Here is a 12,679-nt window from a genome sequence, read left to right as displayed (position 1 = left end):
GGTGGCTGCATGAAGGGATCATAGAGGCACAGAAAGAACGGGTGAGGCAGAACCCGGAGAAGATAAAACTGCGTGGACAACTGGCCGAGCACCCCTTTGGGACCCTCAAACGAGCGATGGGAAGCGGTTATTTTTTAACCAAAGGGCTGGAGAAGGTTTCCGCTGAAATGAGCCTGAGCGTACTAGCCTACAATATGAAGCGAGTACTCAACATTATGGGCATCGAGAAGCTAATGGAGGTGGTAAAGGCTATGGAAAAATCTGTGTTGTTTTTTATGAGCTATTTTTGCCACCTATGGCAACAAAAATATACGGGACCTGACCCTAATGCCTCCATTACCATAAAATCTCTTTGATAAGGTTTTTACACAGGCTGACCCCGTTGGGAATGCCAGGCGGGACCTCCCGGTCCCAGTGAAAAACAAAGGACGCTGTAAGCATTTACATAAGAAAAAGTCTTGGCTGATCTTTATTATCCATCTCGTTGGAATTAAATTTAAGATCCCCATGAAAAGACTCTTCTCACTCGTTCTTGTACTTTTACTTTTGTCACCGGCTCTACAAGCTCAGCTGCCGGATGAAGTTCAGGTTATTGATCCCCCATTTTGGTGGGTTGAAATGCCGGTTAATGAACTTCAGCTTCAACTTTACGGAGATGAGCTGGGATTGTATCGTGCCACTACAGATTACCCCGGCGTCAAAATCACCAAACAATATGCCGTCGATTCTCCCAACTATTTATTTCTCTATTTTGATATATCGGATGAAGCTGAGGCCGGGGAAATGGAGATCACCCTTACCCATCACAATAAAGAAATTGTATTCAACTACGAGTTGAAAACCCGGGAATCCATGGAAGGTCGCAATCAAGGTTTTGATCCCTCTGATGTTATATACCTGATTATGCCCGACCGCTTTGACAACGGCGATCCCTCCAACGACACCATCGAGGGAATGCTGGAATCGGCTGACCGATCCGATCCCCAACGCCGGCAAGGTGGAGATATTCAGGGAGTGATTGATAACCTGGATTACATTGAAGATCTCGGCATGACCGCCATTTGGTTCACCCCTATGTTTGAAAATGATATGAGCATAGAATACGGTGCTTATCACGGATATGCCGCAACCGATCTCTATAAAGTGGATCGCCGTTTTGGCTCTAATGAATTGTACAAAGAACTGGTTTCCAAAGTTCAGGATCGCGGAATGAAAGTAATCATGGATATGATCCACAACCACATTGGGGATAACCACTGGTGGATGGATGACTTACCCACCAACGACTGGGTTTTTGATTTTGAAGAAGTTGGCCAAACGAATTTCCGAGGGGTCGTTCAATCCGATCCTTATGCTTCCGACTATGATTCTACCAAGCTCACCGATGGGTGGTTTGTACCCGAAATGCCGGACCTGAATCAAGACAATGAACTGCTGGCCGATTATCTCATTCAGAACACGCTTTGGTGGATTGAGTATTCCGGAATCGACGGGATTCGCATGGATACCTATGTCTATCCCGATCGCCATTATATGGCACGCTGGGCAAAAGAAGTCCTCGCAGCATATCCTGATTTCAATATCGTGGGGGAATCGTGGGTTGAAAATGTACCCGCTGAAGCTTTTTGGCAATATGATAAACCCGGAGTAGATGACGGTTACCAATCTCACTTGCCTAGCCTGACCGACTTCCAATTTGCCTTTGCCATACGGGATGCCTTCACCGAAGACTTTGGCTGGACCACCGGATTGAGTCAGCTTTATTATGTGTTATCTCAAGACTTTCTTTACTCCGACCCAATGGGCAATGTCATCTTTTTGGATAATCACGATATGAGCCGCTATTTCGAGCACATTGGCAAGGATGAGGACTACTTCAAAATGGCCTACGCCTTCCTGATGACCACACGCGGAATCCCACAGGTGTATTACGGAACCGAATTGATGATGGAACACGAATACCGAGGCGGCGATGATGAAGCCTGGCGACAAACCATGCCCGGCGGCTGGCCCGAAGACGAGCGAAGCGTGTTTACCGAAGAAGGTCGCACGGACAAAGAAAATGAGATTATTGAATATGTCACCAAACTAACCCAATGGCGCAAAGATGCCGTAGCAACACATGAAGGTGAGCTGGTGCACTTCATCCCTGAAAATAACACCTACGTATATTTCCGCCTCCATGAAGACCAAACCATCATGATAGCCATGAATGCGAATGAAGAAACCGTAACGTTAGATCGAGATCGCTTTGCGGAAATTCTGGATAATTTTGAAGTTGGGGTTGATGTGCTTTCCGGAGGGGAAATTAATGTTCAAAATGATTTTAAGGTACCCGGGAAAACGGCTGGTGTTTGGGAGTTGGAATAATCATCAATCCTGGTTACTAACCACACCGACCTGTGTGAAAAGTCGAAAACCTCATCCACGGAAACTCGCTCCTGACGCTCCGCGTCGGAGCGTACTTCGACTTCGAGCCCCGAATATCATTCATGCCGACACAGAGCGTTTGCACAAGGCTTAACTTCAACTTTGATCTCAGTTCAAAGATAAACGACTCAGCGAGTCGTTCTACGTTCACTTTTTCACCCCTTACTCTCCACTACAAACTTCACGAAAAAGGCTGTATCTTTAAGGCTTCAATCAAGCTGAACGAGACATTATATGAGCACGGCCACTGCCGAAACTGAAATTATTAAAGAGGCGAAAAAACGACGCACTTTCGCTATTATATCTCACCCCGATGCGGGTAAGACCACCCTCACTGAGAAACTATTGCTGTATGGTGGAGCGCTTCACGAGGCGGGGTCTATTCGTGCCCGTAAAGCTACTCGTCACGCCGCCTCCGACTGGATGTCGATTGAACAGGAACGTGGGATCTCCGTAACCTCCTCTGTGCTCCGATTCGAAAAAGACGGCATCAAATATAATTTACTGGACACTCCTGGTCACAAAGATTTTTCTGAAGATACACTCCGCACGCTCGTAGCTGCTGATAGCGGACTCATGGTTATCGACGTGGCCAAGGGCGTGGAGGAACAAACCGAGAAATTATTTGAAGTTTGTAAGCTCCGTGAAGTTCCGGTTATCACCTTTGTGAATAAGTGTGACCGCCCCGGTATGGAGCCGCTGGAAATCCTTAGTAATGTTGAAAGTAAATTGGGTATCGAGGCCGTCCCTGCAAGTTGGCCGATGGGCTATGGACAAAAATTTCAGGGCATTTATGATGCCATTGCCAAGAAGGTTCACATGTATCAAAAGACAGAGCACGGGGCTAAGAAGGCGGTAACAGAAGTGCTGGATCTGGAAGATGCGCTTGCAAAATCATCCATGTCTGATCAGGAAAAAGAAGCTTTTGAAGAAGAAGTGATGCTTATCGATGACATGTATGAGAATATGGACCGCGAAGCTTATGCTACCGGAAAAGTGACCCCGGTTTTCTTTGGTTCAGCCTTACACAACTTTGGCCTGGATGTATTTTTAAACTATTTCCACCAGTTGGCTCCACATCCGCAGCAGTATAGCACTCCTGATGGTGTGGCTCGCGATTTAAATGACAGTTTCTCTGGCTTTATTTTCAAGATGCAGGCCAACATGAATCCCGATCACCGTGATTGTGCGGCATTTATTCGTGTAGCATCCGGGAAGTTTGAACGGGGGCAACAGGTCACGATAGCCGGCATCGACAAAAAAGTGAAAATGTCTACTCCCCATACCCTCATGGGAGATGACCGACAGCTTATGGAAGAAGCCTATCCCGGTGACATCGTTTCGATCTTCAATCCCGGTTCATTCCGCATTGGAAGCACTATCTATGAATCGAATGAGATAAAGTTCGATGTGATCCCACTTTTTACACCTGAACATTTTCAAAAGGTGGCGACCAAAGATCCGTTCAAGCGAAAGCAATTACGGGAAGGATTGAGGCAGCTTTCTGAGGAAGGAGTGGTTCATGTTTTTGAAGTTCCACAAGGAGTGGGAAATGAATTACTGCTTGGAACCGTAGGAGTGCTTCAGTTTGAAGTAGTGGAGCATCGTATGTTAACAGAATATGGGGTAGAACTTATCAAAACACCGGTTTCTTATCACTGTGCCCGCTGGCTGCCCAACGATCGCGATGATGTGATTGAAAAGCTGGACTCAAGTTATTCAACCCACGTTACTAAAGACATGGAAGAAAACCCCATCGTGCTCTTTGATTCACAGTATGCATTAAGTCAGGGCGAAGATAAAGTAGGAGCCGAAAACCTATTCAAGTTTAAGCAAGGCTAATCTCCCTAAAGAAAGCCATTCATCAATGTGAATGTAATGGAAGACCCAACCTACAAACTTGCCTTAGATAAAATCTAAATGAAGTCCGGCTGACAGGCTTATTTTATATGACTGTCTACATTTTTTTCTTCCATAAGCTTTATGAGTCGCTGATTGGTAGCAACTCTTTTGGGATTAGAGTCTTTTTCGGATTGTATGCTCTTGAGGAATTCAACGTATTTATCAGGGAACTTCAAATGAAGACTACCCAAAACCACCAACTTTTTATACCAGTGAAAGGGCAGAGAAGTGTAATCAACATACTCCCTCATTCCTTCATAGTTGAAGCAAGGCACTTTACCCCCATTCTTCATTTCTATTTCGATTTGAGTTTTGTGATACCCGGCTCCCAACGACTCATATTTGTCAAGTAAATTTTCTTGTGATTTTGAAAGATCATAAACAGCTCCCCAAACAACGTTCTGAGGATCAGAAGAACTTTGGACGGTAGCTTTTCCGGAGCCATCGCCACCGAGTTTATGGAAATGAATTTCTGAGGAATGAAGCTTTCCCTTCCCCAAAAAATCAGCTTCCCCCAACCTGCTTTCTAATCGAATTTGATGAAGGTTTGAACCATAAGCAAAGTATAAATTCATTGATTGGTAATTAATTTCAATAGCTGTTTATCACATTATTTCAATGTGTTTCCAATTTCAAATGTTCCAAAAAGGATTTCGTTTTCCGGGTTTTTAATATGGTGTTATATGTGTAATTTATGTTATGAAATCAAATTTCCCCATACGCAAAATTATCCATGTTGATATGGATGCCTTTTATGCCGCTGTTGAGCAACGGGATAATCCGGATTTGCGGGGGAAACCGGTGATTGTGGGAGGATCGCCCAGTGGCCGTGGTGTTGTAGCTACTGCCAGTTATGAAGCACGTAAATTTGGAGTGCACTCGGCAATGCCTGCCTCTAAAGCCGTGCGACTTTGTCCTCATGGTATTTTTGTAAAAGCCCGCTTTGATGCCTATAAAAAAGCATCTCAACAAATCCGCGAAATCTTTTTCGAATATACCGACCTGGTTGAACCACTATCACTGGACGAAGCCTTTCTCGATGTCACCGAAAATCACAAAAATATTCCATCTGCCACCCTTATAGCTAAGGAAATTCGGGAAAAAATTTATGAAGAAACAAAACTGACGGCCTCAGCCGGTGTTGCTCATAACAAGTTCTTGGCGAAGGTGGCTTCGGATCTCAACAAACCAAACGGTCTCACCCTAATCACCCCTGAAAAAGCAGAGGCTTTCTTGGAAGAACTGCCTATAGAAGATTTTTATGGTGTGGGGAAGGCCACTCAAAAAAAGATGCACGCGGTTGGGATAAAATCAGGTGCAGATTTAAAGGAATGGACTGAAATTGATTTGGTGAAAGCCTTCGGGAAATCGGGCAGGTTCTATTATAGAATCGTTAGGGGAATTGACCACCGGGAAGTGAAGCCGCATCGGGTTCGGAAATCCTATGGGAAAGAGCGGACATTTTCTGAGGATATCGAGAGCCTGGAATGGATTCATAATTTCCTGGATGAGCTCGCTCAAACCATTGCCGAGGGGATGAAAAAGATCAATGCGGCCGGTAAAACCATCACCCTAAAAGTACGCTACGATGATTTTGACACCATCACCCGAAGTTATTCCCTTCCTCATTATACCAACCGCTATCGGGATATCACGGACGTAGTTCGGAAATTACTGGAAGAGACGGAGGTCGGAAAACGACCGGTGCGTTTGTTGGGAATTACGTTATCTAATCTAAACCTTAATGAAGAGAAGGTGTATGAACAACTTGAATTGGCATTTTAGTGATGAATGAAAGTTGAAAGTTGATAGGGCGACTTTAGCTGTTTTTACTCTTTAAGCGCTGATCGGATATCATTCTTTGTAATAATTTTATGATTGAAGTCAGTAATTTTATTCTCGAATAAGCACGTTCATAATTTATTGCATGTCTACTTTTAAAATACCAATCTCTTGCCTCCCTGGCTGATCCAAGTGAAATTTCATAAAACCGTGCTTTCTCCTTTTTTGATATTCTTGAATATCCTTCAATTATATTCGCACTTATTGATCCTACTGAACGATACAATTGGTCTGCCAATGCAAACCTCTTTAGTTGAATTATTTTTTCAGTGTCTTTCCAACAAGCATCTGATAAAAACAATCCTAGTCGATAGGCCTCCAATCTCCAAGATATATCTTCTTTCATTTCCTTTGGTACAATCTCTAACCATTTTTCATATTTCATATCCCTTAAGTTTATTTGTTTTTCATAAGTAAGAGGGGTTTCAAACCAATTCCTTACAAAAATCACCCTATCAACTTTCAACTATCACTTTATCCACACACAACTATCATTTTACCAAGATAATCGTGAATTTCCCACATACTATTTAACTATAAGAAATTGACAACTATGAGTGACGGTTACGGATTATTAAAAGGAAAAAAAGGAATTATTTTTGGCGCTTTAGACGAGCGCAGTATTGCTTGGAGAATTGCCCTGGCCTGCAAAAGGGAAGGAGCTGATTTTGTGCTCACCAATGCTCCGGTAGCTTTACGTCTTGGTGCCCTTGATGCTTTAGGCGAAGAAACAGGCGCTCCCATCATCCCTTGCGATGTCACCAAAGATGATGAGATCGAAGACTTGATGAATCAAACCAAAGAACATTTGGGCGGTGGCGTTGATTTTATTTTACATGCAGTCGGGATGTCGCCCAATGTGCGAAAGAAAAAGGAATACACCAACCTCAACTACAACTGGCTGCAACAAACACTGGATATTTCAGCTATTTCTTTACACCGTGTTCTTCACCACGCAGACAACATGAATATGCTGAATGACGGCGGAAGTGTGGTTGCCCTGTCTTACATTGGCGCACAACGCATATTTTCCAAGTACTCTGACATGAACGACGCCAAAGCTTTACTGGAAAGCATCGCCAGAAACTATGGAAGTCGATTGGCTGACCGGGGAATTCGGGTGAATACTGTTTCTCAGGCTCCCACCAAAACTTCAGCCGGAACTGGCATTAAAGGCTTTGATGGCATGTATACTTTTGCCGATATGATTGCTCCAATGGGTAATCCTTCAGCCGATGAATGCGCTGATTACTGCGTGACTTTATTTTCAGACCTTACCCGTAAAGTAACTATGCAAAATCTGTTTCACGATGGCGGATTTGTAAACTCCGGTATTTCTGAAGAGATGATTGATGATCTTGCTAAATTGTATTCAGAAGACGAAGATTAATTTATTTCAGACTTAGCCGGTCTTTTTTCAAGATTAGAATAAAATAAACCTAAATATTATGCCTGAAGTCATACTCGGTATTGATCCCGGCTCCCGAAATACCGGTTACGCCCTGTTGACGGAAGAAAACGGACAACTGATCGCTTTAAGATGTGATGTGATTCGCATGGCCGATATCGATGATCATTCCGAACGATTGCAGGTTATTTTTGATAAAGTATCAAGTATAATACGCTCCAATAACCCCACATCTTGCGCTGTTGAAACACCTATTTACGGCGTAGATCCCATGGCTATGCTAAAATTGGGAAGAGCGCAAGCAGCTGCTATGTTGGCTATCACCAATAATGGTTTATCTGTAGCAGAATACTATCCAAAGTCGGTAAAGAAATCTATTACCGGAAATGGTAATGCAAGCAAAAAGCAGGTGGCTTTTATGCTGAATAAAATGGTGAAACTGCCCGATGAAAAGTTATCAAATGATGCAACAGATGCCCTGGCGGTAGCATGGTGCCATTTAATGAAAGGCAAAGGAATCCCCGGTTCAGCCAAGAAGAAAACGCATCAAAATAATAAGAAAAGTGATTGGGCCAGTTTTGTTGCCGATAATCCCGATAGGGTAAAGGGGACGTAATTTGAGGCAGTGCACCGAAAAAAAATTCAATTTGGAGTGACATCCTCACGGGATTGGAAATCTAATTAGCTTGAGTTCGGAATAAAATAGTAATTTGTTGTCACCCTGAGCGATTAGCATTTTTAATAATGTTTCATTTGTATCCCGCGAAGGGTCCCAAAATTTGAGTTGGCTGATTAGTATTAAAGGTTGAGATCCTTCGCGTTTAACAAGTTTGCTTAGATAGTTTTTTAAAGCGCTCAGGATGACAACTTCAGAGAGCTTTTCTTTATCTCAAATTAATTATTGAAATAAGAATTAATTGCTGGAACTATGATCGCATTTTTAAAGGGTTTTATTGAAGAGAAAAAAGAAGGTGCTGTAATCCTTGATGTACAGGGGGTGGGCTATGAGGTCGAAATCTCATCCATCACCCAAGAACAACTGGAGAGCGCCGGTTCGGAAGTAAAACTGCTTATCTACCACCATATCACTGACAGCGATCAGCGACTGTTTGGATTCTTCTCTTCGGATGAAAAGGCACTATTTGAAAAACTTATCACCGTGAAGGGAGTAGGCCCCAAACTTGGACTTACTATTCTATCGGGGCTTCCCGCAGATCAACTTATTGGGGCAATTACCAATGAAGAACATGCTACATTATCGAAAGTGCCGGGTATCGGGAAGAAAACTTCACAGCGTATTATCGTAGAGCTAAAAGATAAACTGGCTGAATATGCCGCATCTGCCGGTGTTACTCCAACCAGTTCCGCTGACTCAAGTGTGACCGGTGAAGCTATCTCTGCGCTGGAATCGCTTGGCTTCAAGAAAAAAGAATCGGAGCAAGCGGTTATGAAAGCCCTCAAAGATACCGGCAGTGATGATGCTTCCATAGTTATCAAAAAGGCCCTGGCGAGTTTAAATAAATAGCACTTTTCCCGGTTTTAAGATTCAGTTGCCATTGTAAAAAGTGAGCGACTTAAGATGAGGTTCCAAAAAGTTATAGGGCAATTCTTATTACATTTTACTAAAAGCTAAGCTATAGGATGATTAGCTATCTTTATTTTTGAGTTTCTACTACTGCTTCAATAAAGGCTGCAGGATCGTCCGGGGAAATTACAATTTGCTCTGTTCCAACATCTAAGACTACCGTTCTTTTTGTATGAGTTGCATATGCTTTATACCGCCCCAAAATACTATTGCTGAAATTCCCGATATAACCGAAAAGCCCTCCTATGCCAAACCTTCTCAGTGAGCCCATCATGGCATTGGGCTTATTTTCGATGTTTGATATCTCAGACAAGCTTATGTCTGTAGACCAGCCAAGCCGCAGAATTTTAAGTTTTCCATCCTGAATGCTGTACCCATACACTCCAAATGCCGCACAACCAAGAACAATGCTCCATAGGAGTATTGCCACAAAAAGATTTGGTGTGGCATAATTCAGCACTGCAAAAAGTAATATTACACCACCGGTAATACCTCTTAACAACCAATCCCAAGGTGCTCTGAACTGATATCTCATAATTAGACCTACATGGTTTATAACATTCACTTCTAATGTATTCAAAGAATTTCACAACAAAAAAAGGCTTCGGAAAACCGAAGCCTTTGGACTAAATGTAAAATGTGGACTTAAAATTATTTTATGTCCAGTTTACTATGGTCACCAACATCAACCTTCCCTTTCACATTTTTCAGGGAAGTAAAAGCTCCAACCGTTGAACCGGAAATTTCAGAATCTAAAATCTCAGCATTATCCCGAATGATGGTATTTTCAACTTTGGAATTTTTGATTACCGAATCGTTTTCAATACTAACTTTGGGGCCTACTGTACTGTTTTCAATCTGAACACCTTCTCCTATATAAACAGGCGAAATAATGGTAGCATTGGGATATTTGCTTTCATCGGCTCCATCAAATTCTTTTTCGGTGATGATGCCGGTTGTTTCCAGCCACGCAGGCAGAGTTCCGCAATCCAACCACTCATCAACGGTTGCTGTTTTAAATATTTTGCCGTCTTTGATCATTTTATCGAGGGCATCTGTTAGGAAATACTCTCCACCCGGACCTTTCATATCATTTTCAAGCACCCACTCAATCTGCTTTTTAAAATAATTTCCATCCTTGAAGTAGTACACACCAATGATGGCCAGGTCAGATATAAATTCCTTTGGCTTCTCAACGAATCCGGTGATGGTATCGCCTTCATGTACAGCCACTCCAAATCGTGATGGGTCTTCCACCTTTTTTAACCAAATTACGCTATCTGCATCGCCCAACTCAAAAGGTTCCTGACTGTCAAAAATCGTATCTGCAAAAGCGATTATAACTTCGCCATCTAAGTGCTCTTTGGCCATAGCTACAGCATGAGCTGTGCCCAGAGCTTCTGCTTGCACCTCAAATAACGCCTTTGCATTATGACGCTCACTCATATCGCGCAGTGGCTGTTTGATGTCTTCTCCAAAATCCGGACCCAAAATATACACTACATCCGTGATATCTCGATCCAGTGTTCGGTTAAAAGTCTCAATAATTCTTTCTACAATCATAGTACCTGCTACAGGCAGTAGAGGCTTAGGAACTGTGTGCGAGTGCGGACGAACACGAGTACCCCGCCCGGCCATTGGGATAACTAATTTCATATATTTCTTTTCGTTTTTTTGAAACAATTTTATTGATTGTCTGGTGAATATAGCAAGGTTCTTTACCGATTTCGAATAGCAGTTAATTTCATAACTTATACTTTACACAGATCGCTTATAATTTTTAAATCCCACATAAATTGAACTGGTATTATTTGCTTCTCGACGGAGCTGCAATTTTATTTTGCCTAATAATGATTCGATACACATGGTATCGAATGCGCTTTTTCGTTCATATCTATCAACAGGTCGGCTACAAAAATAACTTGTTTTGGCAATGGCTTAAGGCTCACTGGGATGAAAAAGTGATTACCGGCAATATCTCATTGCTGATGGTTTTCATTTTCATTTTGATGCTGTTCAGCAACTGGATTTTTGATACCCTCACCTACACCTCCGTTAGCTTAATCGTTTTGCTTTCTTGCATATGGTGGTTTAGGGGCGTATCAAAGTACCGCCCAGAAAAAGTAAAAAAACCTCTTGTTTTTACTCCGCGAGTTCTTCGGCTGATGGTACCCTACACTATCCTTAATGTTTTTTTACCGCTCTATTTCACCTATACCAGTTTTACAGGATTTCTGCCTTTTATTGAACTGCCCCTACCTAACTACTTCAGCGGGTTACTCTCTTTTGATTTGATCTTACTGATTACAGGATGGGCTTTTGGAATCGCCTTACTCCCGTTTTTTATTTTGCTGGCAGGGCTCATAACTAAACCGGTTGAAAAGTACATTCAAAATGGATTTAAAAAACAAGCCCGAAAAAAGCTGGCCTCCATGCCCGACTTAAAGGTGATTGCTATCACTGGCAGCTATGGAAAAACCAGTACCAAGTTTATGATTCGTGACTTGCTAAAAGAGCGGTTTAATGTCTGCTCAACCCCCGGCAGCTATAACACCCCAATGGGCATTTGTAAAGTGATCAATAATGACCTTCAATCCCATCACCAAATACTTATACTTGAAATGGGAGCGCGTTATGAAGGCAACATTGAGGAACTTTGTGATATCGCCAACCCGGATGTTTCTGTAGTCACGAATGTAGGGGTTGCGCACCTGGAAACTTTTGGCTCCCGGGAAGTGATTGCCTATGAAAAAGGCACCCTGGTTCGGAGGCTCGAAGAAGGCGGTGTAGCCGTGTTGAATGCCGACGATATACGGGTCTCGAAAATGGGCGAACACCGGGATGATATTCAGCGAATCTTGGTTGGCTTAAACAATGGGAGTATTCGCGGTTCTAATGTTTCTTACAGCACGTCCGGCATGTCATTTAATGTTTCTATTGGGGATGTATCGGAAACCTTTGAAACAAAATTGCTCGGTGCTCATAATGCTCAAAACCTATTACTGGCGGTAGGTGTTGCTAATCATTTCGATATTCGTCTCAAAACCATGGCCCTTGCAGCTGCAAATATTGAACCTATTGAACACCGGTTAGAGCTTAAAAAAAGAGGGGAGCTCACCATTATAGATGATGCTTTTAACTCAAATCCAGTCGGGGCCAAGAATGCTGTTGAAATCTTGGCTCAATTTAATTCGGGGCAACGTATGATCATCACTCCGGGGATGATTGAGTTGGGAGATATTGAGGAGGAAGAAAACTTTAAATTTGGAAAAACTATTGCCAAAGCGAATCTTGATTTAGTGGTACTGGTAGGAGAGGAAAGAGCAAAACCTATTCTGGAAGGCATAAAATCAAAAGACTCGGCAGCACTTAATGTTCGTGTTGTAAACTCTCTGTTTGAGGCCAACGAGTTGGTGCAAAAGCACGCCCGGGAAGGAGATATCGTACTTTATGAAAACGACCTTCCGGATGTATATAATGAATAAGTAATGTTAAATGAACCCTTCATTTAA

The 12,679-nt window shown here is 42.7% G+C and carries 12 protein-coding genes; 8 read left to right on the top strand and 4 right to left on the bottom strand.

Translation table 11 applies throughout. The annotated features are described in order from the left end of the window. The 3 genes from RI561_RS01965 to RI561_RS01955 form a co-directional block, all read left to right on the top strand. On the top strand, positions 1-356 hold a 356-nt coding region (locus RI561_RS01965), incomplete at its 5' end, for a transposase (RefSeq protein WP_395078536.1). Between the two features lie 151 nt (positions 357-507). Continuing rightward, positions 508-2,370 carry a glycoside hydrolase family 13 protein gene (locus RI561_RS01960; RefSeq protein ID WP_395078535.1) on the top strand — a complete coding sequence of 621 codons (1,863 nt, stop codon included), beginning with the start codon at positions 508-510 and terminating at the stop codon, positions 2,368-2,370. Positions 2,371-2,664: 294 nt separating this feature from the next. Then, positions 2,665-4,272 (top strand): peptide chain release factor 3, encoded by a 1,608-nt coding sequence (locus tag RI561_RS01955; protein ID WP_395078534.1) that lies wholly within the window; start codon positions 2,665-2,667, stop codon positions 4,270-4,272. Positions 4,273-4,370: 98 nt separating this feature from the next. Here the strand turns inward: RI561_RS01955 and RI561_RS01950 are convergent, their stop codons facing one another. After that, a complete protein-coding gene (locus tag RI561_RS01950; protein WP_395078533.1) occupies positions 4,371-4,907 on the bottom strand; it encodes a gamma-glutamylcyclotransferase family protein in 537 nt (178 codons plus the stop codon). Positions 4,908-5,031: 124 nt separating this feature from the next. On the opposite strand from RI561_RS01950, the gene dinB reads away from it, so the two are divergent. Next, complete coding sequence (gene dinB / locus RI561_RS01945) at positions 5,032-6,117, top strand: DNA polymerase IV (protein WP_395078532.1); 1,086 nt, start codon at positions 5,032-5,034, stop codon at positions 6,115-6,117. A 34-nt stretch (positions 6,118-6,151) separates the two neighbouring features. Here dinB and RI561_RS01940 read toward each other — a convergent pair whose 3' ends face one another. Beyond that, entirely contained in the window at positions 6,152-6,559 is a 408-nt protein-coding gene (locus tag RI561_RS01940; RefSeq protein ID WP_395078531.1) for a four helix bundle protein, read from the bottom strand. Between the two features lie 168 nt (positions 6,560-6,727). Here RI561_RS01940 and RI561_RS01935 point away from each other — a divergent pair, with 168 nt between their 5' ends. From RI561_RS01935 to ruvA, 3 genes are all read left to right on the top strand, one after another. After that, entirely contained in the window at positions 6,728-7,564 is an 837-nt protein-coding gene (locus RI561_RS01935; protein WP_395078530.1) for an enoyl-ACP reductase, read from the top strand. A gap of 58 nt (positions 7,565-7,622) precedes the next feature. Further along, positions 7,623-8,198: a crossover junction endodeoxyribonuclease RuvC gene (ruvC, locus tag RI561_RS01930; protein ID WP_395078529.1), complete on the top strand. Its 576-nt coding sequence runs from the start codon at positions 7,623-7,625 to the stop codon at positions 8,196-8,198. A 312-nt stretch (positions 8,199-8,510) separates the two neighbouring features. Beyond that, entirely contained in the window at positions 8,511-9,107 is a 597-nt protein-coding gene (ruvA, locus tag RI561_RS01925) for a Holliday junction branch migration protein RuvA (RefSeq protein WP_395078528.1), read from the top strand. A gap of 130 nt (positions 9,108-9,237) precedes the next feature. On the opposite strand, the gene RI561_RS01920 is transcribed toward ruvA, so the two are convergent. After that, on the bottom strand, positions 9,238-9,702 hold the full coding sequence (locus tag RI561_RS01920) for a PH domain-containing protein (protein WP_395078527.1): 465 nt from the start codon (positions 9,700-9,702) through the stop codon (positions 9,238-9,240). A gap of 116 nt (positions 9,703-9,818) precedes the next feature. Further along, on the bottom strand, positions 9,819-10,823 hold the full coding sequence (locus RI561_RS01915) for a sugar phosphate nucleotidyltransferase (RefSeq protein WP_395078526.1): 1,005 nt from the start codon (positions 10,821-10,823) through the stop codon (positions 9,819-9,821). Between the two features lie 218 nt (positions 10,824-11,041). Between RI561_RS01915 and murF the strand changes: the two genes are divergently transcribed. Next, positions 11,042-12,652: a UDP-N-acetylmuramoyl-tripeptide--D-alanyl-D-alanine ligase gene (murF, locus tag RI561_RS01910; RefSeq protein ID WP_395078525.1), complete on the top strand. Its 1,611-nt coding sequence runs from the start codon at positions 11,042-11,044 to the stop codon at positions 12,650-12,652. Positions 12,653-12,679: the final 27 nt, after the last annotated feature.

Origin of the sequence: Gracilimonas sp., assembly GCF_031581265.1 — a bacterium.
Classification (GTDB): Bacteria; Bacteroidota; Rhodothermia; order Balneolales; family Balneolaceae; genus Gracilimonas.
Note: the sequence above shows the minus strand (reverse complement) of the source record. Positions and strands in the feature narration are given on the sequence as shown.

Coding starts and splice junctions, on each gene's coding strand:
- RI561_RS01935 (WP_395078530.1), top strand. CDS start 6,728: ATGAGTGACGGTTACGGATTATTAAAAGGAAAAAAAGGAATTATTTTT.
- RI561_RS01950 (WP_395078533.1), bottom strand. CDS start 4,907: ATGAATTTATACTTTGCTTATGGTTCAAACCTTCATCAAATTCGATTA.
- RI561_RS01955 (WP_395078534.1), top strand. CDS start 2,665: ATGAGCACGGCCACTGCCGAAACTGAAATTATTAAAGAGGCGAAAAAA.
- murF (WP_395078525.1), top strand. CDS start 11,042: ATGCGCTTTTTCGTTCATATCTATCAACAGGTCGGCTACAAAAATAAC.
- ruvA (WP_395078528.1), top strand. CDS start 8,511: ATGATCGCATTTTTAAAGGGTTTTATTGAAGAGAAAAAAGAAGGTGCT.
- RI561_RS01920 (WP_395078527.1), bottom strand. CDS start 9,702: ATGAGATATCAGTTCAGAGCACCTTGGGATTGGTTGTTAAGAGGTATT.
- RI561_RS01940 (WP_395078531.1), bottom strand. CDS start 6,559: ATGAAATATGAAAAATGGTTAGAGATTGTACCAAAGGAAATGAAAGAA.
- RI561_RS01915 (WP_395078526.1), bottom strand. CDS start 10,823: ATGAAATTAGTTATCCCAATGGCCGGGCGGGGTACTCGTGTTCGTCCG.
- ruvC (WP_395078529.1), top strand. CDS start 7,623: ATGCCTGAAGTCATACTCGGTATTGATCCCGGCTCCCGAAATACCGGT.
- RI561_RS01960 (WP_395078535.1), top strand. CDS start 508: ATGAAAAGACTCTTCTCACTCGTTCTTGTACTTTTACTTTTGTCACCG.
- dinB (WP_395078532.1), top strand. CDS start 5,032: ATGAAATCAAATTTCCCCATACGCAAAATTATCCATGTTGATATGGAT.